Annotated in this window: 18 protein-coding genes and 1 pseudogene; 9 read left to right on the top strand and 10 right to left on the bottom strand. The window is 68.8% G+C overall.

Annotated features, from left to right (window positions below; translation table 11 throughout):
• Nucleotides 1-86: 86 nt before the first annotated feature.
• On the top strand, nt 87-1,673 hold the full coding sequence (locus tag DID98_RS14310; RefSeq protein WP_185640850.1) for a trypsin-like peptidase domain-containing protein: 1,587 nt from the start codon (nt 87-89) through the stop codon (nt 1,671-1,673).
• A gap of 189 nt (nt 1,674-1,862) precedes the next feature.
• Here the strand turns inward: DID98_RS14310 and DID98_RS14305 are convergent, their stop codons facing one another.
• Nucleotides 1,863-2,831: a GlxA family transcriptional regulator gene (locus DID98_RS14305; protein WP_124570915.1), complete on the bottom strand. Its 969-nt coding sequence runs from the start codon at nt 2,829-2,831 to the stop codon at nt 1,863-1,865.
• 490 nt (nt 2,832-3,321) lie between these two features.
• On the opposite strand from DID98_RS14305, the gene DID98_RS14300 reads away from it, so the two are divergent.
• Both DID98_RS14300 and DID98_RS14295 read left to right on the top strand, forming a co-directional pair.
• Nucleotides 3,322-4,407: a helix-turn-helix domain-containing protein gene (locus DID98_RS14300; RefSeq protein ID WP_260428073.1), complete on the top strand. Its 1,086-nt coding sequence runs from the start codon at nt 3,322-3,324 to the stop codon at nt 4,405-4,407.
• 302 nt (nt 4,408-4,709) lie between these two features.
• On the top strand, nt 4,710-5,312 hold the full coding sequence (locus DID98_RS14295) for a J domain-containing protein (RefSeq protein WP_124570913.1): 603 nt from the start codon (nt 4,710-4,712) through the stop codon (nt 5,310-5,312).
• A 183-nt stretch (nt 5,313-5,495) separates the two neighbouring features.
• Here the strand turns inward: DID98_RS14295 and DID98_RS14290 are convergent, their stop codons facing one another.
• A complete protein-coding gene (locus tag DID98_RS14290) occupies nt 5,496-5,729 on the bottom strand; it encodes a hypothetical protein (protein WP_011549124.1) in 234 nt (77 codons plus the stop codon).
• 324 nt (nt 5,730-6,053) lie between these two features.
• Here DID98_RS14290 and DID98_RS14285 point away from each other — a divergent pair.
• A pseudogene (locus tag DID98_RS14285) lies at nt 6,054-6,362 on the top strand (MFS transporter); the annotation flags it as partial.
• Nucleotides 6,363-6,550: 188 nt separating this feature from the next.
• On the opposite strand, the gene DID98_RS14280 reads toward DID98_RS14285, so the two are convergent.
• The 6 genes from DID98_RS14280 to cobA all read right to left on the bottom strand — a co-directional run bounded on the left by DID98_RS14280 (nt 6,551) and on the right by cobA (nt 11,821).
• Entirely contained in the window at nt 6,551-7,249 is a 699-nt protein-coding gene (locus DID98_RS14280) for a fumarylacetoacetate hydrolase family protein (RefSeq protein ID WP_124484634.1), read from the bottom strand.
• A gap of 129 nt (nt 7,250-7,378) precedes the next feature.
• Nucleotides 7,379-8,320, bottom strand: a complete 942-nt coding sequence (locus DID98_RS14275) for a helix-turn-helix transcriptional regulator (RefSeq protein WP_044843331.1) — start codon at nt 8,318-8,320, stop codon at nt 7,379-7,381.
• Nucleotides 8,321-8,523: 203 nt separating this feature from the next.
• Nucleotides 8,524-9,123: a uracil-DNA glycosylase family protein gene (locus DID98_RS14270; protein ID WP_124570912.1), complete on the bottom strand. Its 600-nt coding sequence runs from the start codon at nt 9,121-9,123 to the stop codon at nt 8,524-8,526.
• Between the two features lie 119 nt (nt 9,124-9,242).
• Complete coding sequence (locus tag DID98_RS14265; RefSeq protein ID WP_124522048.1) at nt 9,243-10,286, bottom strand: CmpA/NrtA family ABC transporter substrate-binding protein; 1,044 nt, start codon at nt 10,284-10,286, stop codon at nt 9,243-9,245.
• Nucleotides 10,287-10,291: 5 nt separating this feature from the next.
• A complete protein-coding gene (locus DID98_RS14260; protein WP_124484638.1) occupies nt 10,292-10,888 on the bottom strand; it encodes an ANTAR domain-containing response regulator in 597 nt (198 codons plus the stop codon).
• Between the two features lie 171 nt (nt 10,889-11,059).
• Nucleotides 11,060-11,821: a uroporphyrinogen-III C-methyltransferase gene (cobA, locus tag DID98_RS14255; protein ID WP_124570911.1), complete on the bottom strand. Its 762-nt coding sequence runs from the start codon at nt 11,819-11,821 to the stop codon at nt 11,060-11,062.
• Between the two features lie 703 nt (nt 11,822-12,524).
• Here cobA and DID98_RS14245 point away from each other — a divergent pair.
• The 4 genes from DID98_RS14245 to DID98_RS14230 are packed head-to-tail and all read left to right on the top strand — an operon-like array spanning nt 12,525 to nt 21,035.
• Complete coding sequence (locus DID98_RS14245; protein ID WP_124570910.1) at nt 12,525-13,850, top strand: MFS transporter; 1,326 nt, start codon at nt 12,525-12,527, stop codon at nt 13,848-13,850.
• 21 nt (nt 13,851-13,871) lie between these two features.
• Complete coding sequence (gene nirB, locus DID98_RS14240) at nt 13,872-16,445, top strand: nitrite reductase large subunit NirB (protein ID WP_124570909.1); 2,574 nt, start codon at nt 13,872-13,874, stop codon at nt 16,443-16,445.
• A gap of 38 nt (nt 16,446-16,483) precedes the next feature.
• Nucleotides 16,484-16,831, top strand: coding sequence for a nitrite reductase small subunit NirD (gene nirD, locus DID98_RS14235; protein WP_124570908.1), 348 nt, complete (start codon nt 16,484-16,486; stop codon nt 16,829-16,831).
• Nucleotides 16,832-16,847: 16 nt separating this feature from the next.
• A complete protein-coding gene (locus tag DID98_RS14230; RefSeq protein WP_124570907.1) occupies nt 16,848-21,035 on the top strand; it encodes a bifunctional nitrate reductase/sulfite reductase flavoprotein subunit alpha in 4,188 nt (1,395 codons plus the stop codon).
• Between the two features lie 175 nt (nt 21,036-21,210).
• Here the strand turns inward: DID98_RS14230 and DID98_RS14225 are convergent, their stop codons facing one another.
• Nucleotides 21,211-21,987 carry an SDR family oxidoreductase gene (locus DID98_RS14225; protein WP_124484644.1) on the bottom strand — a complete coding sequence of 259 codons (777 nt, stop codon included), beginning with the start codon at nt 21,985-21,987 and terminating at the stop codon, nt 21,211-21,213.
• A 4-nt stretch (nt 21,988-21,991) separates the two neighbouring features.
• Nucleotides 21,992-22,432: a heme-binding protein gene (locus DID98_RS14220; protein ID WP_124484645.1), complete on the bottom strand. Its 441-nt coding sequence runs from the start codon at nt 22,430-22,432 to the stop codon at nt 21,992-21,994.
• A 97-nt stretch (nt 22,433-22,529) separates the two neighbouring features.
• Here DID98_RS14220 and DID98_RS14215 point away from each other — a divergent pair, with 97 nt between their 5' ends.
• Nucleotides 22,530-23,468 (top strand): LysR family transcriptional regulator, encoded by a 939-nt coding sequence (locus tag DID98_RS14215; RefSeq protein ID WP_124570940.1) that lies wholly within the window; start codon nt 22,530-22,532, stop codon nt 23,466-23,468.
• The last annotated feature ends 48 nt before the right edge of the window (nt 23,469-23,516 follow it).

Genomic DNA, 23,516 nt, shown 5'->3' with positions numbered 1-23,516 from the left:
TATAAATGGAGGGGTGTACCGGTGCTTGTCGGGCGTCCGCGCGTCTCGCGCGGGTCGGCGCTGCGACTGCCCGGGGGAGGTGCACCGTGGTTCGCCAGACGCTTGCTCGCGCCGTGCTTCGCACCGCGTTGATCGGGGGCGTGTTCGCCCTGGTTTTGGCGGCGCCGCCGGCCGCTGCCGGGACCGTCGCGCCGCCCGCCACGCCACCGGTGATGAAGAACAGGCCTGCCGCACGGTCTTACTCGATGCCGGTCGACTTCTCGGCGATCGTCGATCGCTACGGCCCGACGATCGTGACCGTCATGACCGCGGCGACCGACCAGCAGGCCGGCGGGCCGTCCTTCGTGTACCTCGATCCCGACGATCCGCTTGCCGCGTTCTTCCGCCGCGGCGCGCCGCTGCCGCCCGCGCAAGGCGCGCAGGCGCCTGCGCCTGATACGTCGCCGCGCGCGATCGCGGGCATCGGTTCGGGCTTCATCGTCGGCGCCGACGGGGTGATCCTGACTTCCGCGCATGTCGTCGCCGACGCGACCGATGTGACGGTGCGACTGGCCGATCGTCGAGAGTTGAAGGCGACGGTGGTGACCGTCGATCCGCAGAGCGACGTCGCCGTGCTGCACATCGACGCGACAAAGCTGCCGGTCGTGCATATCGGCGATTCGTCGCGGGTGCGTGCCGGCGAACCGGTGATGACGATCGGCGCGCCGGACGGCTCGGGCAACACGGTCACGGCCGGCATCGTCAGCGCGACGTCGCATGCGCTGCCGGACGGCAGCGCGTTTCCGTTCTTCCAGACCGATATCGCGGTGAACCCCGACAACTCGGGCGGCCCCGTGTTCAATCGCGCGGGCGACGTGATCGGCATCGCGGTGCAGGTCTATACGGATGCCGACCGTTATGCGAGCACGACGTTCGCGATTCCGATCGCACTCGCCATCAAGGTGCGTGCGCAGGTGCAGGCGCAGATGCGGGCCAATGCTCAGGCGCAGCGTGCGTCGTCCGGCAATGCGCTGGGTGTCGACGTGCAGGATGTCGGCGTCGGGCTGGCCGCGGCGTTCGGCCTGCCGCGTCCGGCGGGCGCGCTCGTCAACGGCGTCGATGCCGGCTCGCCCGCCGCCGCGGCCGGCGTGAAGCCCGGTGACGTGATCGTGAAGTTCGGCGGCAAGCCGATCGGACGGTCGGCCGAGCTGAATGACCTGGCCGCCGCGTTGCCGCCCGGCGCAAAGGCGCCGCTGCGGCTGATCCGCAACCGCACGCCGATGATGCTGACTGTCACGGGAGCGGGAGTTGGGGCCGGCGACGCGATCGACAACGCGGCCGCGACGGGCAGCAGTGCGGGCAGCGCGGGCACGGTTGGCGTGGCCGGTGCCGCCGGCGTGGCGATGGCCGCCGCGCGGCCGGCAGACTCCGGCGATCGGCTCGGGCTGACGATGCATCCGCTGAGCGACGCCGAACGGCGTTCGACCGGGCTCGCGGTCGGGATGATGGTGGATGCGGTGCACGGGCCGGCCGCGAACGCGGGCATCCGGCCCGGCGACGTCGTGCTCGAACTCAACGACACGCTGCTCGAAACGCCGGACGACGTGCAGGCGCTCGAAGCGAAAGGCGGCGTGATCGCCGTGCTGATTCAGCGCGAGAACGCACGCAAGTTCGTGTCGGTGCGGGCGCGGTAGGGTGTCGACGGGGGCGCGGGGAAGAGCGGCGGCGCTCCGTCGATTCGTCATGTGGACGATGCAGCGCATGCGACGGCTTGACCGGAAACGGCGAACAGGTTGCGACGCGCTTCATGGGCGCCCCTGATCGCGACGACGCGCAACGCGTGGCACCGGAATCGAGCGCACGTCGGCCGATGTACGTTGCACTCACGCCATGCCGGTGGTCGCATCGTTACGCATGCGATATTCAGTCGGCGTTGTCGACAGGTATTTCCGGAACAGCCGCGCCAGTTGGGCGCCACTGTTGATGCCACAGCGACGCGCGACCTTGTCGACCGGCAAGCTCGATTCCACCAGCATCCTGCAGCTCATGTTCAAGCGCGCGCGCTGCAGGTAGTCGGATGGCGTCATGCCGATCTCGCTCTTGAACCTTCTCAGGAAGTTGCGCGCGCTCATGGCCGCGACTTGCGCCGCAGCATCGATCGAGACGGGCCGGTCGACGTTCGCCTCCAGCCAGCGCGCGGATGCCGTGATCTGCTCGCTCACACGTGGCGCGTTGCTCGCCGCAACGAACGCATCCGACGGTGCAGGCGCCGGCATCGCCAGAGACCCGGACACTTGCCGCGCGAGCTCGCCGCCCAAATCGTCTTCGACCACGCGCAACGCAATGCGAATGGCATCAGGCTCGCCGCCCGGCGATCTGGCGGCCTGCATGTCGGGCGTGTCGTTGGCGGCACGAAATCCGCTCGGAAGACCTGCCGCATCCAGGAGAAGCTTTCCGTCTGCGATCGGATGAACGGTTTCGCATAGCGGATGCTGGCGGCGCAGCCAATCGATCAGCCGCTTGTCGCGACAGGCCGGATCAGCAGCCGCTCCGCCTGCGACGAACATGATCTGCTTGCCTTCCACGCGCCGCCGCGAATCGATGCTTTCCGTCCAGACGAAGACCGATGAAGAGGCGGCAATTCGGCCGCCGGCAGCGGACACCAGCGATACGTCATAGCGCGCCTCGCCGGACTGGCGAGCTGTCGTCAGCGCACTTGCCTTATGAAAGATCTCGATGATCGCCGCGACGTCGTGCAGTGCAAATCCGTTGGACAGCACAATGTCGACTCGCGTCGGCGCCCCTGCGGTGGGCATCCGCGAGCGAGACATGGTGGAGTGCTCCGATTCCATCGGTGATTCCCCAAGGATGTTGTTGACCGGCAGCGGCCCGCTTCGGGCTCTGCAACTCGAAGCCGTTGACGCATGCCTTACAGGCGGCCTTCGACAACTATCGCGTGGCCGGATTCGACAGCCTGTGGCCGCCTGAAACAGGCAAGCACCCGCGGACATGCGGCCCCGAGAATTCTAGAAAGGGCGGTCGGGTCGGCTTGACACTCCGTCTCAAAAAAACGGAACTTCTATCGGATGCGCTGGGCCCGGTCGAATTGCCGGAAGCACGAGCGATCAGGCTCGCCTTCGCGCAGGTGGTGAAATCGCGATTCGCAAACGATTGCGTGATGCTGAAGAAGCGGGAGGGGACGCGCCGTGTGCTACGGCAAAGCACGTACTGGTATGCTTCCCATGCTGCACTAGCGCGTTCCGGGCGAGCGATTGGATCGATATGGCGTTCAGGAGTGCTGGGCAGATCAAAGCCGGACGAAAATCAGCGAAGAGCGCCGCATTGAACGACGACCCACTACACACTGCGATACCGCCAGGCCGCCTGTTGTTGCCGCCGGAGCGGCCGGTGCTCGCGCCCGGCATCGTGCACAGCAGTTTCAGCGTTCAAGGCGACGCCCGTCGAAGCTTGCTGGCCTGGCAAGAGCGCATGAGTCCCGTCTACGACATATTGCCTTCGTCGAAGCAAGCCGAGGATACGTTCGATGCATCGATGTCCCGTTACACGATCGACAATCTGAGCATCTTCGACTTTCGCACGGGGCCGAACCTGGCCGTGCGATCGTTGGGTCGGGTTTCGACCGAGAGCGTGCGGGACGTCTCGTTCAGCATATACCTTGAAGGATCGCCGGGGCAGTTCCTGGGCGGCAAACCACGGTCCGACGCGCCGCACGTGCCGCACGTGCCAAGTATCCTCGCCCTGGACATGGATCAGCCGTGCACGGTCCGGAGTTTTCATAGCCGGATACTTCTCCTGTTTGTGCCACGCGCACTGGTGGAAAAGTCATTCCCTGATGCGGCGTCGCTGCATGGCCGCTGGATTCACGCTACCGATCCTCTGACGCGCATGCTGATCGAGCATCTGGTGGCGCTCAATAAAACCATCGTCGGACTGAGCAAGGACGAAGCGCATCGGTCCTTGCTCACGGCGGTAGAGTTGATCGTTGCGGCCTTCTGCCGCCAGGCGGGTCTTGCCGGCAATGCCCGCGCGGCGGTCCGCGCTGCTGTATACGGGCAAGTGCGGCGGCACGTCGAGGCAAATCTGCATGATCCGAATCTGTCGCCCGACAGCGTGTTGGCGTCGCTTAATCTCTCACGCGCCAGCGTGTACCGAATATTCGAGCATGAAGGGGGCTTGGCCGCTTATATCCGCAACCGCAGGCTGCGAATGGCGGCCGATGAACTGGTGCGCTTTCCCAATGTGGAGGTACAGGACGTTGCCTCGGGGTTGGGCTTCAATGATGCATCAAGCTTTACTCGTGCATTCCGTCGAGCCTTCGACATCTCGCCGCGAGATTTGCACGAGTACGCACCGTTGTTCCAGCATGGAGATACAAAACGGGAGCGCTTCACGAAGAGGCAGGGTTGAACGGATTGGCTCGTCGACTACGACGAACCTGGGTGGCAGCCGTGTTTCGATAGCCGCTCGAAAGCGGCCACTGACCTTGGCCATCGGGGTGAACGATTGCTGCATGCTCATTCGGACACTCGCGCGACCGCTCCAGTCGGCAAACGGCCGTTCCGACGAGAATGATTCGGATCTCGTCATCTGCCAAAGCGCCCCTGACCTGCAGTCAGGATGTTCAGTACCTGGTGAATTCTCAACCCGGCGGATTGGCGCCGCGGCGACATGCTACGATCAATGCGATCCGACTTTCATCCCGACGCACCATGACGACAATGTATGAATTGCTCGGTGTGCGCGAGAACGCCACCGACGAGGAAATCAAGCGCGGCTACCGGAAAGCAGCGATGAAAGCACATCCCGACCGCAACGTCGGGTCCGAAGCGGACGCGCATGCGCGATTTCAGGAGATCAAGGAGGCATACGCGATTCTCTCGGACCCGAAGCTGCGCCGCGTCTATGACACCGTTTACGCAGAGGAAATGCGCCGTCACGCACGGCTTCGCGAAGAAGAGGAACGCCTGAAGGCAGAGCGCGAAGCGGAATATGCGCGGTTCGTGGCATTGGCGATGCGCTTCGCCGAGCAAGGGCACAACCGCGACGTCGTGTTCGGTGTTCTGCTCGGCCGTGATTGCGATGTTCAACTCGCCGAGCGCATTGCCGGCAGTGTGGTCGAGCTGCATGCGTCGCGCCAGCCGGGCGCATCGCGGGACGGGCAGCGTGATGAGCAGATGCCGCAAGGCGACGAGAGGGCGACACAGGAGGCATCGGAGCAGGCGCCAAAGAGCGACGCACGAAGGAGTGACGAACACGCGCATACGGATTTTTTCAGCGCTCTGTGGCACGGCGTGTTCGGGCTGCGCCCGTGAGTCCTGGTGGGGGACCGGTTTTGCAAACGCGGAACTTGGCCGCGGTCGGTGGCATCTTCGGCGGAGGTTCTTCGATCGACTGCTTTATGAATTGACGGCTAGTTGGGCAGTGTTCGGCCACAAACGGCCGTTCGACACAGCTTTTTAGATCGTCGACAATCGGTGCAGATAAGGGCGTGGTCTTTAGCGGTTACCGTCGATCAGATCGTTCAGCAGCGCATCGAACGCGGCCTGTGCGTCTTCAAGTTCCTGCAGGGCGGCATCAAAGGTTTGCAGCGCGAACGGCGAGGGCTCGCCGCTGCCTTGCGGCGGAAATTGCTTCTGCATCGAGGCGAACGTACTCTGCACGCGCAGCGTGGCGGCCACCATGCGCTCCATCGCCTGGGTTTCTTCGGCTCGGGCCTGTTCCGGATTCATTCCTCTCTCCTTGGATGGTTTTCTTGAAGACCAGATCGTACACGCTGTGTCCGTTCTTGCCGCCATTGGCAGAACGACTCCGTTGAAGGTTCCGACGGCACGCTGCGGGAGAAGCAATTTAATCGGGCATGATTCCGCAGTCGCGCCGAGGCCAAGATACTCATCGAGCGTGGCTACAAAATCCCGCTGCAGGTCACAACGATTGGCCGCTTTGGATGAATCTGAAGGGCCGTTCAGGGTCGACAACCGACCTCCCCGGAAATCCACGAAGAACGTCTTTTGCATTGCGCACGTCCACGCGACGCGTGCGGGGTGGGCACCCGCTTGCATCCAAACTTGCCGATCGCTTCCGAGCCGGCTGCACCGCGACACGCAACGCTGATCCTGCTGTGCGCGTTCTCGGTGCTGCCGTTGAGCCTGTTCCTGCCGTCGCTGCCGGCGATCGCGCGCGACCTGCGTGCCGACTATGCGCTCGTCGCGCTGTCGCTAGGCGGCTACGCAGCGGTCGCCGTGTCGCTCGAGTTCGTGATGGGGCCGCTCTCGGACCGGTCCGGGCGGCGACCGATCATGCTGACGCGCCTCGGCATCTTCACGCTCGGGTCGCTGGGCTGCGCGATGGCGACCAGTCCACGGCGATCGCGCTGGCGGCCGCGGTGTGCGTACGAATCTTCGACGCCCGCGAACGGCGCGCGTGATTGACGCGACAGGACCGGCATGCCGATCCGGCGCGATGCGATCGCTGCCCGGATCGACAAGGAGCGATACGACCCGACCCGACGTCCGTCGGACCGACTGCGCATCGCATGCGCCCGCACGATGCCTTACGGCTTCGCCCCCATCGTGAACTCGAACGTCGCGACGCCGTCGACGCCACCCGTCACGCGGTCGCCCGGCTGCAGCGCGCCGACGCCGGCCGGCGTGCCGGTGAAGATCAGGTCGCCGGCCTTCAGCTCGACCGAGCGCGACACGTACGCGATCACGTCCGGCACGGCCCAGATCATGTCGGCGAGATCGCCTTGCTGGCGCGTTTCGCCATTGACCGCGAGCCAGATCCGGCCGCTTGCCGGATGGCCGGTCGCGGTCGCCGCGCGCAGCGCGGTCACGGGGCCCGACGCGTCGAAACCCTTCGCCCAGTCCCACGGCCGGCTAAGCTTCTTCGCTTCGGCCTGCAGGTCGCGGCGCGTGAGGTCGACGCCGACGCCGTAGCCCCACACGTGCGACAGCGCATCGGCCGGGTCGATCGACCGGCCGTCCTTGCCGATCGCGACGACCAGCTCGATTTCATGATGGAGGTCGCCGGTCAGCGGCGGATACGGGACGGTGCCGGCGGCCGGGACGATCGCGTCGGCCGGCTTCGTGAAGAAGAACGGCGGTTCACGGTCGGGATCGGCGCCCATTTCGCGTGCGTGGTCGGCGTAGTTGCGGCCGACGCAGAACACGCGGCGCACCGGAAAGCGCGCGGACGACTGTTCGACTTCGACGGAAGGACGCTCGGAAGCGTCGATGACGTATGCGGACATCGGATGACCTCGTTCGATGAATAGACGGATGCCGTTGCCCGCGCAATGCGACGCGGGCCGGCATGCATGGAACGATACCCGACGCATGCGCGCCGGGATGCGACGCAACTGCGCTTTAACCGGACAAATCTACGCGTCGCCGGCCGTCGGCGCTGCGTCGGCGTCCGGCAGCGCGGCGTTGGCATCCCGGTACGCCTTCGGCGACACGCCGACCCGCGCGCGGAAGCGCCGCGCGAAATACCCTTCGTCGCGGAAGCCGACCGAGCGCGCGATGTCGGCGATGCGCCGGCTCGTATGCGCGAGCAGCGACTGCGCGAGCGCGATCCGGCGCTCGGTCACGAGATCGGTGAAGGTGCTGCCGGTTTCCTTGCGCACCAGGTGCGCGAGGTAGTTCGGCGACAGGAACGCGGCCTCGGCGGTGGCCGCGAGCGTGAGGTCCTCGCGGGTCAGGTTCGCGCGCACGTGGCGCAGCACGCGAGCGAGGGCGTCGCGCCGGCCCGCGCGCTGGGCGCCACGCTGCGCGAGCTTGTCGAGCGCGCCCGCGTACTGCGTGCAGACGAGGCCGATCAACTGCAGCAGGTAGCCGCGCAGCAGCGTGGTCGAGCCGAAGGTGCGCACGCGGTCGGCATCGAGCATGCACAGCGCGAGGCGCCGCGCCTCGTCGAACGCGTCGCCGGTCAGGATGAAGTCGAGATGTTCCTGGAAGCGGAACGGCGTCAGCTCCGGAAAGCGCTGCGCGGGGACATCCTCGAGATCGAGCGGATCGACGTCGAGATCGGCGCGCAGGAACGCCTGGCTGAAGTTGATGACGATGAAGTGCGCGCCTTCCGGATGCGGAATCAGGTGTTCTCGGTGCGGCAGCACGAACGCGAGCGCGCCGCGCGGAAACGGCCGCGTGACGCCGCCGATCCGCTGCTCGGTGTCGCCGCCGAGGTTGAACTGGATCTGGAAATACGCGTGCCGGTGCGGCTCGGTGATCGCCTGGCGCGACGCCTGGTCGCGGATGTAGAAATCGAGCCGGTCGCTGCGTTCGGGCATCCCGTACAGGCGCGGCGGGGCGGTGGAGGGCATGAAGGATTCTGCTGTTGGTGACGCGGTTGAGCCGCGATGGTACAGCGAACCGGGCGCGGCCGGAATCCGCGGGCCGATCCGCGCAGGCTGGGCGGGCGGGGACACGCTCCATCCGGCCCGGCGACACCGCAATCAGGCGGCCGAACAAAGTCGATGTCGTTCCGGTTCGTCGCGACAGGGAGCAGGGGCGCGCCCGGTTTCCGTCAGCCGGCGATCAGCGGCGCGACGCGCCGCCGCAGTTCCGGCACGACCTCGGCATCGAACCACGGATGGTGCTTGAACCACGCCTGGTTGCGCGGCGACGGATGCGGCAGGGGCAGCACGTCGGGGCCGTAGTCGCGCCACGCCTGCACGGTGTCGGTCAGCGTCGCCTGGCGCGTGTCGCGCAGGAAATGCCGCTGCGCGTACTGGCCGATCAGCAGCGTCAGCCGGATCGACGGCAATTCGGCGAGCAGCCGGTCGATCCACAGTGGCGCGCATTCAGGACGCGGCGGGTTGTCGCCGCTCGCGCCGCGGCCGGGGTAGCAGAAACCCATCGGCACGATCGCGAAGCGGGTCTCGTCGTAGAACGTGTCGGCGTCGACACCGAGCCAGTCGCGCAGCCGCTTGCCGCTCGCATCGTCCCACGGGATGCCGCTCGCATGGACGCGGGCGCCGGGCGCCTGCCCGACGATCAGGATGCGGGCGTCGCGATGGGCGCGCACGACGGGGCGCGGGCCGAGCGGCAGGTCGGCTTCGCAGGCGCGGCACGCGCGGATTTCGGTGAGCAGCACGTCGAGCGGTGTGCGCGTTCGTTTCGGCATCGATTCTGAACGGGGACGGACTGGCGGCGCGGCGAGCCGGAGCGGACCGGCGCATCGGGTCAGGCATTCCGCGGGGCGCGGCATGGTGCTGCGCGGCGGCCCCGGCATCCGTGCCGGGATCACCGGTCCGCCGCACCGCCTTCGGCGACCGCAGCATCATACAACGCCGTCTGCGCGATCGCCGCGGCGATGGCCGCGTCGTCGTGCGTGCCGTCGAGCATGCCCCAGCGCCGGTATTGCAACAGGAACCACCGGCCTTCCTGCGGATCCGGCCGGTTCACGGCGCCGCCGTCGTGGAAGCGGATCGGCAGCGGCGGCTGCGCGAACGGCCCCGGGCCGTAGTCGCCGAGCAGGCGCGGCGCGATCAGCCGGGCCGGCACGCCGAGCGCATCGGGCGACGCGAGCCAGCCGGCCGCGTCGCGACGGTGCGCGGCGCTGTCGAGCCACGCGCACGCATCGACGAGCGTGCGGATCAGCGCGCGCGCGGTGGCCGGATACAGCGCGACGAAATCGCGCCGGGCCGCGAGCACCTTCTCCGGATGATCGGGCCAGATCTCGCTGGTGACGGCGACGGTCCGGCCCGCGCCGCACGCTTCGGCCACCGCGTGCCACGGCTCGCCCGCGCAGAAGCCGTCGAGTTCGCCGCTCGCGAGCGCCGCGACCATCTCGGGCGGCGGAATCACGACGCTGCGCACGTCGCGCAACGGATCGATGCCGTGCGACGCGAGCCAGTGGTTCAGCCACATCGCATGCGTGCCGGTCGGGAAGGTCTGCGCGAGCAGCGGCTTGCGTCCGAGCGTCGCGAGCGCCGCGCGGACGTCGCCGCTTGCGCGGTAAGCGTCGGCGAGGCCGCGGGCGAACGTGATCGCCTGGCCGTTGCGGTTCAGCACCATCAGCGCGGCCATGTCGGCCTGCGGGCCGCCGATGCCGAGCTGCAGCCCGCACACGAGCCCGTACAGCGCGTGCGCGGCGTCGAGTTCGCCGCTCAGCAGCTTGTCGCGCACGGCGGCCCAGGACGGCTGGCGGCTCAGTTCCAGCGTCAGGCCGTGGCGCGCGCCGAGATTCAGCTGCTGCGCGACGATCAGCGGGGCCGCGTCGCTCAGCGCGACGAACCCGAGACGAAGATGCGCGCGTTCCGGCGCGGCGGGAGGCGAAGGGTTCATGGCATTCATGACGGTTGGGTCGCATCGAGCAGTTGCCGCGCGACGTCGACGATGCGCAGGCCCTGGTCCATCGCGCGCTTGCGCAGCAACGCATACGCATCGTGCTCGGACAGCCTGCGCTGATCCATCAGCAGGCGCTTCGCGCGATCGATCAGCTTGCGTTCGGCGAGCTCGCGCTCGACGTCGGCGAGCCGGCGGCGCAGCGCATCGTCGTGCGAGAAGCGCGCAAGCGCGACTTCGAGGATCGGCGCGAGGCGCTCGGCCGACAGGCCCTCGACGAGATACGCGCTGACGCCGGCGCCGACCGCCGCGTGAATCAGCGCCTGGTCGGCATCGTGACTGAACATCAGCACGGGGCGCGGCGCGGTCGCGTGCATCACGGCCAGTTGCTCGAGCGTGTCGCGCGACGGCGAATCGGTATCGATGATCACGACGTCGGGGCGCTGCTCCTCGACGGCCGCGGGCAGGCGCGCGGGCGTCGCGACGTCGTTGAGCATCTCGTAGCCGAGGCGCGCGAGCGCGTCGCCGAGTTCGCCGATCGGCTTGTCGGTGTCGGTGACGAGCAGCACGCGCAGGCGTGCGGGCGGGACGGACGAACTCATGACGCGAACGGGGACGGACCGGCTTCGGTGCAAGGGTTGAACGGGGGTTGCGGGGTGCGGGCGGAAGTCGATGTGCGCGGAACCTCGCGCATGCATCCCCGGCAGCCGGCGTGAACGCGGCCGCGGTGAGCGGAACGGGCGTGCGGACGGTGCCGCGTGACGTGACCCATGCTACGCCGCCCGCGACAGGAGCGCCTCGCCGGCGACATCGGTGCACCGCACGGCGGTTTCGCCGATCGCCGCGCCGACCAGCATCACGGCCGGGCTGCCGAGCCGGGCCGCCGCGACGCCGCGCGCGAGGCCGCCGAGCGTGCCGGTCCAGCGGCGCTCGTGCGGCGTGCCGGCCCACTGCACGGCGGCGGCCGGCGTCGACGCGGGCAAGGCGGCGAGCAGGCCCGCCGCGATGCTGTCGACGCGGCTCATGCCCATGTAGATCGCGAGCGTGGTGCCGGTCGCCGCGAGCGCCGCCCAGTCGGGTTCGCCGTGGTCCTGGCGGTGTGCGGTGACGAACGTGACGCCCTGGCAGTGCTCGCGGTGCGTGAGCGAGATGCCGAGGCTCGCGGCGGCCGCGAAACCCGACGAGATGCCGTTGACGATGTCGACGGGAATCGCGGCGGCGCGCAGCGTCGCGAGTTCCTCGCCGGCGCGGCCGAACAGCAGCGCGTCGCCGCCCTTGACGCGCACGACGTGCGCGCCGCGCAGCGCGTAGCGGCGCATCAGTTTCTCGATGAACGCCTGCGGCGTGGAGCGGCAACCGCCGCGCTTGCCGACGCGGATCACGCGCGCGTGCGGCGCGAGTTCGACGATGCCGGGCGCGACGAGATCGTCGAGCAGCAGCACGTCGGCGGCCGCCAGCGCCTTCACGGCCTTCAGTGTGAGGAGATCGGGATCGCCGGGCCCGGCGCCCAGCAGCGTGACTTTTCCAGTCGTCATGTCGTGTTCCAGTGCCGCGTGCGTGCGGCGGTCGATAGCGCATTGTTGCTTGCGGCGGCGGCGAGCGGTCGACGCGATCGCGACATCCGGCCGTGCCGGGCACGGGGGGACGTCGTTGTCCTGATCTGTTGCGCCCGCCTGCAACGGCGGGCCCGACTTGCGGGGACTGCCCACCGGCGCCGTTGCCGGTGTGGTCCGGAATCAGCAATATCCGGGCCAACCTGCTCGAACCGGGCGGCGAGCGCGGCAACAGACGTGGCGACAAATGCGGCAATAAGTGCGGCGATACACACGGCGCGACCGCCACGACGGACGCCGGCCCGCATGCGGCCGCGGGGCCGCGGCGCACGCGATGCCGCATCGGCGTGCATCGCGGCCCCGTCCACGCGCACCGCGATGTCGCACGGCGACAGTGCTGCAGCGCACCGTATCTGTGCCTCGCTGCATCCCGACGCATCATGCGCGGCGTCGTGCAGCGACGCGTGCAACGGCCGGCGAGCCTTGTGCGGCGGGGCTGCAGGTGCGATTCGGGCCGATATGGCACGGCGTTTGCGTAAGCTGGCTCGGGCGGGTCAATGGCGATTCGTCCGCAGTACCGATTACCGACGCGCCCGGAAACGGGCTTCATGGGCAACGGCGTCCTACACATCGGGTCTCGACGAGACCGGGTGTGCAGGACGCCGTTTTTCGTTTGGCGGATGACATGACCGACAAAGCTACCCGTATCGATCTCTTCAGCTTCCGCACCGCGCCGATGCGCGCGTTCCACATGACGTGGATGGCGTTCTTCGTATGCTTCTTCGCGTGGTTCGCATGCGCGCCGCTGATGCCGCTGATTGCACGCGAGTTCCATCTCACCGCGGCACAGGTCGCGAACATCAACATCGCCGCGGTGGCCGCGACGATCGCCGTGCGGCTGCTGGTCGGCCCGATGTGCGACCGCTTCGGCCCGCGCCGCGTGTATGTCGGGCTGCTGGTGCTCGGCGCGATTCCGGTGTTCGCGGTGTCGTTCTCGCACGACTATGTGACGTTCCTGATCTGCCGGCTCGGCATCGGCGCGATCGGCGCGGGCTTCGTGATCACGCAGTACCACACGTCGGTGATGTTCGCGCCGAACGTGGTCGGCACCGCGAACGCGACCACCGCCGGCTGGGGCAACGCGGGCGCGGGCGCGACGCAGGCGATGATGCCGCTGCTCGTCGCGGCCGGCCTGATGCTCGGCTTCGGCGACGACGCGTCGTGGCGCATCGCGCTCGTCGTGCCGGGCGTCGCGATGCTCGCGATGGCCTGGGCGTACTGGCGCTTCACGCAGGACTGCCCGCAAGGCGACTTCGTCGCGCTGCGCAAGCAGGGCGTGACGGTCGACAGCGGCAAGAAGGGCGGCTGGGCGAGCTTCTTCGCCGCGTGCGGCAACTATCGCGTGTGGATGCTGTTCGTCACGTACGGCGCGTGCTTCGGCGTCGAGGTGTTCATCCACAACATCGCCGCGCTGTACTACGTCGATCACTTCAAGCTGTCGCTGAAGGACGCGGGCTTCGCGGTCGGGATGTTCGGGCTGCTCGCGCTGTTCGCCCGCGCGCTCGGCGGCTGGCTGTCGGACAAGATCGCCGCGCGCCGCAGCCTCGACGTGCGCGCGACGCTGCTGTGCGCGCTGATCGTCGGCGAAGGGCTCGGGCTGGTCTGGTTCTCGCATGCGCAAGGCATCGGCATGGCGCTCGTCGCGATGCTGACCTTCGGCCTCTTCACGCACATGGCTTGCGGCGCGACCTATGCGCTGGTGCCGTTCATCGACCGCAAGGCGCTCGGCGGCGTCGCGGGGATCGTCGGCGCGGGCGGCAACGTCGGCGCGGTGGCCGCGGCGTTCCTGCTGAAGGGCGTCGGCGACGTGCAGCACACGCTGAGCCTGCTCGGGCTCGCCGTCACCGCGACCGCGCTGTGCGCGATGGCCGTGCGCTTCAGCGAGGAACACAAGGCACGCGAGGCCGAGCTGCGCGACCGCGCGCTCGCCGCCGCCGGCGCCGCGAACTGATCGACCGAAGGAAACGTCATCATGAAACTCATCGTCATCGGCCACGGGATGGTCGGCCACAAGCTCCTCGAATGCGTCGCCGCGCAAGCCGGCGCGGCGGGCGCGCTGCAGGTCACTGTGCTCGGCGAGGAACCGCGCCCGGCGTACGACCGCGTGCACCTGTCGGAATTCTTCGCGGGCAAGTCGGCCGACGACCTGTCGCTCGTCGAACCCGGCTTCTTCGAGCGTCATCCGCAGTTCGACCTGCGCCTGAACGCGTGCGTCGCGTCGATCGATCGCGACGCGCACACGGTCACGCTCGCGTCCGGCGAAACGCTCGCGTACGACAAGCTGGTGCTCGCGACGGGCTCGCGTCCGTTCGTGCCGCCGGTGCCGGGGCGCGATCGCGCGGGCTGCTTCGTGTACCGGACGATCGAGGATCTCGAAGCGATGCAGGCGTGCGGCACGCACGCGAAGCGCGGCGTGGTGATCGGCGGCGGACTGCTCGGCCTCGAATGCGCGAAGGCGCTGCGCGACATGGGGCTCGACACGCACGTCGTCGAATTCGCGCCGCGGCTGATGGCGGTGCAGGTCGACGACGGCGGCGGCCGGATGCTGCGCGCGAAGATCGAGGCGCTCGGCGTGACCGTGCATACGGGCAAGAACACGCTCGAAATCGTCGACGGCGAAGAAGGCACGCACCGGATGGCGTTCGCCGACGGTTCGCATCTCGATGCCGACATGATCGTGTTCTCGGCGGGCATCCGCGCACGCGACGAACTGGCGCGTGCGTGCGGCCTCGAAATCGGCCCGCGTGGCGGCGTCGCGATCGACGACGCGTGCCGCACGAGCGACGCCGACATCTACGCGATCGGCGAATGCGCGGCCTGGAACGGGATGGTGTACGGGCTCGTCGCACCGGGCTACGACATGGCGCGCGTGGTCGCGAAGCAGCTCGGCGGCGCCCCGGAAGAAGCGGCCGACGCCGCATTCGCGGGCGCCGACATGAGCACCAAGCTGAAGCTGATGGGCGTCGACGTCGCGAGCATCGGCGACGCGCACGGCGCGACGGCCGGCAGCCGCACCTACCAGTACGCGGACGAGCGCCGCCAGGTCTACAAGAAGCTGGTGGTGTCGGACTGCGGCAAGTTCCTGCACGGCGCGGTGATGGTCGGCGACGCGACCGAATACGGCACGCTGCTGCAGATGATGCTGAACCGCATCGAGCTGCCCGAGTCGCCGGAATTCCTGATCCTGCCGTCGTCGGACGGCGCGGCGAAGCCCGCGATCGGCGTCGACGCATTGCCGGACGGCGCGCAGATCTGCTCGTGCAACAACGTGTCGAAGTCGCAGATCTGCGCGGCGGTGGCCGACGGCGCGACGAGCCTGGGCGCACTGAAGTCGTGCACGGGCGCGGGCACGTCGTGCGGCGGCTGCGTGCCGCTCGTCACGCAGATCATGAAGGCCGAGATGAAGAAGCAGGGCCTCGCGGTCAACAACCATCTGTGCGAGCACTTCCCGTATTCGCGCCAGGAGCTGTTCCACCTGATCCGCGTCGAGCGCATCACGACCTTCGACGCACTGCTCGCGAAGCACGGCCACGGGCTCGGCTGCGACGTGTGCAAGCCGGCGGTGGCGGGCATCCTCGCGTCGTGCTTCAACGAGTTCGTGCTGAAGAAGGAGCATGCGGGGCTGCAGGATTCGAACGACTACTACCTCGCGAACATCCAGCGCGACGGCACGTACTCGGTCGTGCCGCGCATGCCGGGCGGCGAGGTGACGCCGGAAGGGCTGATCGCGGTGGGCCAGGTCGCGAAGAAGTACGGGCTCTACACGAAGATCACCGGCGGCCAGCGCGTCGACCTGTTCGGCGCGCGCGTCGAGCAGCTGCCGTCGATCTGGGAAGAACTGATCGCGGCCGGCTTCGAATCGGGGCATGCGTACGGCAAGGCGCTTCGTACCGTGAAGTCGTGCGTCGGCTCGACGTGGTGCCGCTACGGCGTCGACGATTCGGTCGGCCTCGCGATCGACCTCGAGAACCGCTACAAGGGCCTGCGCGCGCCGCACAAGATCAAGTTCGGCGTGTCGGGCTGCACGCGCGAGTGCGCGGAAGCGCAAGGCAAGGACGTCGGGATCATCGCGACCGAGAAGGGCTGGAACCTGTACGTATGCGGCAACGGCGGGATGAAGCCGCGCCACGCGGAACTGCTCGCGTCCGACCTCGACCGCGCCACGCTGATCCGCTACATCGACCGCTTCCTGATGTTCTACGTGCGCACCGCCGACCGGCTGCAGCGCACCAGCGTGTGGCGCGACAACCTCGAAGGCGGGCTCGACTACCTGGCCGACGTCGTCGTGCGCGACACGCTCGGGATCGCGGCCGAACTCGAAGCCGACATGCAGAACGTGGTCGACACCTACGAATGCGAATGGAAGAAGGCCGTCACCGATCCGGACACGCGCAAGCGCTTCCGCCACTTCGTGAACAGCGACGCGCCGGACACGACCATCGCATTCGTCGAGACGCGCGGCCAGATCCGGCCTGCCACGCCGGCCGAGCGCGCGGGCGGCAGGCCCGTCGCGATCCCCGTCGTCGCCGAACCCGCCACCGTGTGACTTCGACCGACACCAGCGTCTTTTCCAAGGAGCCCATCATGAACGATCGTCATCCCCTGTCCTGGACTCGCGTGTGCCCGCTCGACGACATCGTGCCGAACACCGGCGTGTGCGCGCTCGTCAACGGCGAGCAGGTCGCCGTGTTTCACGTCGCGCATGCCGAGGAAGGCGGCGTGTTCGCGATCGGCAACGTCGACCCGGTGTCGCAGGCGGCGGTGATGTCGCGCGGGCTGATCGGCAGCCTCGGCGAGCGCGTGGTGGTCGCGTCGCCGCTGTACAAGCAGCATTTCGACCTGCGGACCGGCGAATGCCTCGAAGCGCCCGAGCAGTCGGTGAACGCGTATCCGTCGCGGGTCGAGGACGGCTTCGTATGGATTGCCGCCTGAACGCCCCGGAGCACGCATGAGCGCGACCCCTGTCAAGAGCGTGTGCCCATACTGCGGCGTCGGCTGCGGGATGGTGCTGCACGTCGAGGATGACGAAGTCGTCAAGGTGTCGGGCGACTCCGACCATCCGGCCAACTTCGGACGGCTGTGCACGAAGGGTTCGTCGGCGCATGTCGCGCTGCGCCGCTCGGGGCGGCTCGACCGCGCGTTCGCGCGGCGCGCGCGCGAGGACGACCTCGTGCCGCTGCCGGCCCGCGACGCGATCGCCGAGACCGCGCGGCGGCTGCGCGCGGTGCTCGACGCGCACGGGCCCGACGCACTGTCGTTCTACGTGTCGGGGCAGATGTCGATCGAGGCGCAATACCTCGTGAACAAGCTCGCGAAGGGCTTCGTCGGCACCAACAACATCGAGTCGAACTCGCGCCTGTGCATGGCGAGCGCGGGCACCGGCTACAAGCAGTCGCTCGGCGCGGACGGCCCGCCGGGGTCGTACCAGGACTTCGATCGCGCGAACCTGTTCTTCGTGATCGGCGCGAACATGGCCGACTGCCACCCGATCCTGTTCCTGCGGATGATGGATCGCGTGAAGGCCGGCGCGAAGCTGATCGTCGTCGATCCGCGCCGCACCGGCACCGCCGACAAGGCCGACCTGTTCCTGCAGATCCGGCCGGGCACCGATCTCGCGCTGACCAACGGATTGCTGCACCTGCTGCACGCGAACGGCCGCACCGATGCCGCGTTCATCGATGCGTACACCGAAGGCTGGGACGCGATGCCCGCGTTCCTCGCCGACTACACGCCCGAGCGCGTCGCCGAGATCACTGGCCTCGCCGAAGCCGACATCCGCACGGCCGCGCAATGGATCGGCGACGCGCAGGAATGGATGAGCTGCTGGACGATGGGGCTCAACCAGAGCACGCACGGCGTGTGGAACACCAACGCGATCTGCAACCTGCATCTCGCGACGGGCACGATCTGCCGGCCTGGCAGCGGGCCGTTCTCGCTGACCGGCCAGCCGAACGCGATGGGCGGGCGCGAGATGGGCTACATGGGGCCCGGGCTGCCGGGCCAGCGCTCGGTGCTGTCCGACGACGACCGGCGCTTCGTCGAGCACCTGTGGCGCGTGCCGGCCGGCACGCTGCGCAAGGACGCGGGCCGCGGCACCGTCGACCTGTTCGAACGGATGGCGGCCGGCGACATCAAGGCGTGCTGGATCGTCTGCACGAATCCGGTCGCGACGGTGCCGAACCGGCAGAACGTGATCGCCGGGTTGCAGGCCGCGGAGCTCGTGATCGCGCAGGACGCATTCCTCGACACCGAGACCAACCGCTACGCGGACATCCTGCTGCCCGGCGCGCTGTGGGCCGAGGGCGACGGCGTGATGATCAACTCCGAACGCAACATGACGCTGATGCGTGCCGCGGTTGCGCCGCCCGGCGACGCGCTGCCGGACTGGCGCATCGTCGCGGAAGTCGCGCGCGCGATGGGTTTCGGCGATGCGTTCGACTATGCGTCGGTGGCCGACGTGTTCGACGAGATCGTGCGCTTTTCGAATCCGGCGACCGGCTACGACCTGCGCGGCGCGAGCCATGCGGCGCTGCGCGAGGGCCCGGTGCAATGGCCGGTCGCGCCGGGCACCGCGCGCGAGCGGCACCCGGTCCGCTACCTGAACGACGGCGTGAGCCAGACGCCGCGCGCGGCAGCCGACGGCGGCGCTGCGCCGCGCCTCGCGTTCCCGACGCCGTCGGGCAAGGCGCGCTTTTTCGCTCGGCCGCACGTCGATCCGGCAGAGCTGCCGGACGATACGTTCCCGATCGTGCTGAACACCGGCCGGCTGCAGCATCAATGGCACACGATGACGAAGACGGGCAAGGTCGCGATGCTGAACAAGCTCAATCCGCGCCCGTTCGTCGAACTGCATCCGGACGACGCGAGCGCGCTCGGCATCGCCACGCAGGACAGCGTCGAGATTCGCTCGGCGCGCGGCCGCGCCGTGCTGCCGGCCGTCGTGACCGAGCGCGTGCAACGCGGCAACTGCTTCGCGCCGATGCACTGGAACGACGTGTACGGCGAGGACCTGTGCATCAACGCGGTGACGAACGACGCGATCGATCCGGAATCGCAGCAACCCGAACTGAAGTATTGCGCGGTCGCGCTCGCGCGCGTCGACACGGACGCGTTCGCGTCCGCCGCCGACGACACGGCGCGACCCGATGCCGCCGCCGGCGACGCGCGGCCCGTGCCGGCGGCGGCGCAGATCACGGCTTCACAGGAATCCGACATGGCAGACCTCGACACTTTCGCGGCCGCGCTCGGCGTGGCCGATCTCGCGCCGCCGCCGCTCACCGACGCGGAGCGCCTGTACGTGGCCGGCCTCGTCAGCGGGCTGAAGGCGAGCGCCGGCCGGCGCGATGGCGGCGTGCCGGTGCTGCCGGCCGGCGCGCCGCTCACGCCGCCGGTGCGGTTCTGGCTCGACGGGATGCTGGCGGGGCTGTTCAGCCGAGCGGTGCCGGCCCACACCGCGGAAGGCGCTGTGCCCGCACTGTCGGCCGAGGCCGCCGCGCCCGGCGGCGTGCGGATCGTGCGCACGCGCCCGAAGGTCGTGCTGCTGTGGGCGTCGCAGACCGGCAACATCGAATCGCTGACCGAGGACTACGCGACGCAGCTGATGAACGCCGGCTTCGAGATCCGCACCGCGTGCATGTCCGACTATCCGGTCGCGTCGCTGGCCGGCGCGCAATACGTGCTGCTGATGACGAGCACGTTCGGCGACGGCGACGCGCCCGACAACGGCAGCGAGTTCTGGGACGCGCTGCAGGCCGGCAGCGCCGCGCGCCTCGACGGCGTGCACTTCGCGGTGCTCGCGTTCGGCGATCGCAACTACGACCAGTTCTGCGGGCACGGCCGCCGGCTCGATGCAAGGCTCGCGGAACTCGGCGCGGCGCGCCTGTGCGCGCGCGTCGATTGCGACGTCGAGTTCCAGCGCGATGCCGACCAGTGGCTCGAACGCGTGGTCGCCCGGATCAAGGAAGCGGATGCGGCGCTGCATGCGGTGCCGACCGCCGGGATGAGCGCGTCGGGGCTGCTGCCGACCAAGGCGCATCCGGCGCCGTCGAAGCTCGTCGCGAACCTGCGGCTCAACCGGCCGGGCGCCGCGAAGGACACGCGCTACGTGTCGCTGTCGACCGAAGGCGCGAACCTCGAATACGAAACCGGCGACGCGCTCGGCGTGTGGCCGACCAACTGCCCGGAGCTGGTCGACGAGCTGCTGTCGGTCACCGCGCTGAAGGCCGACGCCCCCGTGTCGGTCGCGGGCGTCGGCGACATGCGGCTCGGCGATGCGCTGGCGCGCCACTTCGACATCACGCGCCCGCACCCCGACACGCTCGCGTTCATCGCGTCGCGCAGCGCGAACGGTGCGCTGAAGGCGCTGCTCGGCGACGATCGCAAGGCCGACCTGAAGCAATGGTTGTGGGGGCAACAGCTCGCGGACGTGCTGCACGAATTCCCGGTCGAGCTGTCGGGCGCGGAGCTGGTCGGGATGCTGAAGCGGCTGCAGCCGCGCCTGTATTCGATCGCGTCGAGCCCGAGCGCGCACCCGGGCGAGATTCACCTGACGGTGTCGGCCGTGCGTTATCACAATGGCCGCCGCGCGCGCAAAGGCGTCGCGTCGACGTTCCTCGCCGATCGCGCGGACGACGGCCGCGTGCCGGTGTTCGTGCAGAAGTCCGCGCATTTCCGGCCGCCGGTGAACGGTGACGTGCCGGTCGTGATGGTCGGGCCCGGCACCGGCGTCGCGCCGTTCCGCGGCTTCCTGCACGAGCGGCAGGCGCGCGGCGCGCGCGGCCGCAACTGGCTGTTCTTCGGCGAGCAGCACGCGCAGACCGACTTCTACTATGGCGACGAACTGAGCGCGATGCGCGACAGCGGTTTCCTCACGCGGCTCGATCTCGCGTTCTCGCGCGACCAGGCCGACAAGATCTACGTGCAGGACCGGATGCGCGAGCAGGGCGCCGAGCTGTACAAGTGGCTGGAGGAAGGCGCGCACTTCTACGTGTGCGGCGACGCCGCGCGGATGGCCAAGGACGTCGATACCGCGCTGAAGGCGGTCGTCGCCGAGCACGGCGGGATGTCGGACGAAGCCGCGAACGACTACGTCGCGAAGCTCTCGAAGGCGCGGCGCTACATGCGGGACGTGTACTGAGCGCGCTCGGCGCGGCTCGACGCGGCCCGCCCTGTTGCGAGCCCGGCTTCGGCGATGCGTTGACCCGCGACGGTTCGCGCCGTCGGGAAGGTCATCGACGGCGAACGTCGTACGCGACAGGCCGGGCGGCGGGCAGGGCGTTCCTGCGTGAACCGCCGGCCGCCGCCGGTTTGCGTCACTGCTGCCGGTCCCACGCGCGCGCCTGCTCGGCGCGCACGAACGCTTCCGACGACTGCGGCAGCAGGTTGCGGAACGCGCCGCCGTCGTTTTCGATCACGTCGACCATCTTCGCGATCATTTCCTCCGGATCGTGCTGCTCGAGCGGGAAGGTCAGGCGCTCGGGCGTCACCGTGTGGACGGCCGGATCGCGCCAGCGCCGTGGCGTTTCCATCATGCGGTCGTTGAAGCCGGTGCTGTACGGGCCCGGGTTCACGACCGCGACACGGATGCCGTGCGGCGCCAGCTCCGCGTGCATCGCCTCGGCGACCGATTCGACCGCGTGCTTCGACGCGCAATAGGCGCCCGTGAACGGCCCCGTGATCAACCCCGCGATCGACGACACGAACACGATCTTGCCGTGCCCGCGCGCGAGCATGCCGCGGGCGATCTGCTGCGTGAGTTCGAGCGGCCCGAACAGGTTGACGTCGAACAGCTCGCGCACGATCTCGACCGGCAGGTCGACCAGCGCGCCGGCTTCGCCGACGCCCGCGTTGTTCACGAGCACGTCGACTTCGAATTCGGCCGCGCGGGCGCGGTCGTAGGCCGAAGTCACGTCGAGTTTCACCGCGCGCAGTGCCGTGCCGCGCTGCGCGGCGGCGTCCGTCAGCGCGTCGATTTCTGCGGTCGTGCGGACGCCGGCCGTGACCGCGTGACCGTGTTGCGCGAGCCGCAGCGCGACTTCGCGGCCGAAGCCGCTGCCCGCGCCGGTGATGAGGATGCGTTTCTGTGCCATGTGCTTACCTCGAGGTGGGAAAGGTTGCGTGAAAGCGATCGCGGCAATGCCGCGCGATCGCGTCGTCCTGCTCGACGCTGCCGCCCGATATGCCGATCGCGCCGACGCAGCGCCCGTCGCCGTCGACGAGCGGCTCGCCGCCGCCGAACGTGACGAGCCCGCCGTGACTGTGCTCGATCCCGCGCAGCGGGCCGTCGCCGGACATCGCGCCGAGCGAGGCGGTCGATGCGCGGAAGCGGATCGCCGTCAGCGCCTTGCGTTGCGCGAGGTCGATCGCACCGAGAAAGCAATCGTCGGTGCGGATGAATGCGAGCAGGTTCGCGCCGGCGTCGACGATCGCGATCGACACACCGGCGACCTGCAGCGACGCGGCCTGCGCGAGCGCGGCTTCGATCGTCTGCCGGACAGCTGCGAGCGGCAGGGCGGGGCTGTGATGCGGATTCATTCGATGCTCCGGTGGAAGACGACGGGGCCAGTGTAGGTAGTTCTTGTATATGGGAGAATCGGCATTCCACTCGAAGGAGTTTCAAGTTTTTTTAATGATGAGCAGACGCGATCCGATGGCCGGGCTGCACGTGTTCATGACGGTCGCGACGGCCGGCAACTTCACGCGTGCTGCCGCCGCGCTCGGCCTGACGCCGGCTGCCGTCAGCCTTGCGATCGGCCAGCTCGAAGGCGAACTGAACGTGAAACTGTTCAACCGCAGCACGCGCGGCGTGAGCCTGACCGAAGCCGGCCAGCATTACCGGCAGCAGACGGAGCCTGCGTACCGGCAGGTCATGCAGGCGCGCGACGCGCTGAAGGAGGTGCGCAGCGAGCCGGGCGGGCTGCTGCGCGTCACGGCGCTGCCGCTCGCGCGTTCGCTCGTGATCGCGCCGATACTGGCCGCGTTCCGCGCGCGCTATCCGAAGGTCCGGCTCGAAATCCGCTACGAGAACGAGCTGGTCGATATCGCGAAGGAGGGTTTCGACGCGGGGATTCGTCTTGCCGACCGGCTGCAGCCCGGCATGATCGGTGTGCGGATCGCGCCCGCGCTGACCTGCGCGCTGGTCGCATCACCCGGCTATCTGGCGCGGCACGGCACGCCCGCGTCGATCGCCGAGCTGGCGCGCCATGCGTGCATCCGGTTCCGGTTCTCCGAGAGCGGGCGCCTGCACAAGTGGCTGCTGCGCGACGGGCGTCACGACGTCGATCTCGACCCGGAAGGCGTGCTCGTGACGAACGACGCGGATGCGGTGATCGATGCCGCGCGCGAGGGCGTCGGCATCGCGTTCGCGTTCATGCGCGAGCGCATCGACGCGGACCTGCGCGACGGCACGCTCGTCGAGGTGCTGCCGGGCGCGTGCCGGACGCTGCCGCCGATGTGGCTCTATTACGTGAATCGCAAGCACGTGCCGGCGAAGCTGCGCGCATTCATCGACATACTGCGGGAGCGGGCCGGCGCCGACTGGCACGATGACGGAGCGACAAAGGGCCCATGACGCGGGCACGGCAATCCGTCCCCATTCCCCGAATCCCGCGCTGGTCGC

This window comes from Burkholderia sp. Bp8984 (assembly GCF_003853755.1).
Lineage (GTDB): Bacteria > Pseudomonadota > Gammaproteobacteria > Burkholderiales > Burkholderiaceae > Burkholderia.
The sequence above is the reverse complement of the archived record's forward strand: the minus strand, read 5'-3'. Positions and strand labels throughout refer to the sequence as shown.

Excerpts from the sequence above, each read along its gene's own strand:
- DID98_RS14305 (WP_124570915.1), bottom strand. The coding sequence starts at position 2,831 with ATGGAATCGGAGCACTCCACCATGTCTCGCTCGCGGATGCCCACCGCA.
- DID98_RS14295 (WP_124570913.1), top strand. The coding sequence starts at position 4,710 with ATGACGACAATGTATGAATTGCTCGGTGTGCGCGAGAACGCCACCGAC.
- DID98_RS14290 (WP_011549124.1), bottom strand. The coding sequence starts at position 5,729 with ATGAATCCGGAACAGGCCCGAGCCGAAGAAACCCAGGCGATGGAGCGC.
- DID98_RS14280 (WP_124484634.1), bottom strand. The coding sequence starts at position 7,249 with ATGTCCGCATACGTCATCGACGCTTCCGAGCGTCCTTCCGTCGAAGTC.
- DID98_RS14275 (WP_044843331.1), bottom strand. The coding sequence starts at position 8,320 with ATGCCCTCCACCGCCCCGCCGCGCCTGTACGGGATGCCCGAACGCAGC.
- DID98_RS14270 (WP_124570912.1), bottom strand. The coding sequence starts at position 9,123 with ATGCCGAAACGAACGCGCACACCGCTCGACGTGCTGCTCACCGAAATC.
- DID98_RS14265 (WP_124522048.1), bottom strand. The coding sequence starts at position 10,286 with ATGAACCCTTCGCCTCCCGCCGCGCCGGAACGCGCGCATCTTCGTCTC.
- DID98_RS14260 (WP_124484638.1), bottom strand. The coding sequence starts at position 10,888 with ATGAGTTCGTCCGTCCCGCCCGCACGCCTGCGCGTGCTGCTCGTCACC.
- cobA (WP_124570911.1), bottom strand. The coding sequence starts at position 11,821 with ATGACGACTGGAAAAGTCACGCTGCTGGGCGCCGGGCCCGGCGATCCC.
- DID98_RS14245 (WP_124570910.1), top strand. The coding sequence starts at position 12,525 with ATGACCGACAAAGCTACCCGTATCGATCTCTTCAGCTTCCGCACCGCG.
- nirB (WP_124570909.1), top strand. The coding sequence starts at position 13,872 with ATGAAACTCATCGTCATCGGCCACGGGATGGTCGGCCACAAGCTCCTC.
- nirD (WP_124570908.1), top strand. The coding sequence starts at position 16,484 with ATGAACGATCGTCATCCCCTGTCCTGGACTCGCGTGTGCCCGCTCGAC.
- DID98_RS14230 (WP_124570907.1), top strand. The coding sequence starts at position 16,848 with ATGAGCGCGACCCCTGTCAAGAGCGTGTGCCCATACTGCGGCGTCGGC.
- DID98_RS14225 (WP_124484644.1), bottom strand. The coding sequence starts at position 21,987 with ATGGCACAGAAACGCATCCTCATCACCGGCGCGGGCAGCGGCTTCGGC.
- DID98_RS14220 (WP_124484645.1), bottom strand. The coding sequence starts at position 22,432 with ATGAATCCGCATCACAGCCCCGCCCTGCCGCTCGCAGCTGTCCGGCAG.
- DID98_RS14215 (WP_124570940.1), top strand. The coding sequence starts at position 22,530 with ATGAGCAGACGCGATCCGATGGCCGGGCTGCACGTGTTCATGACGGTC.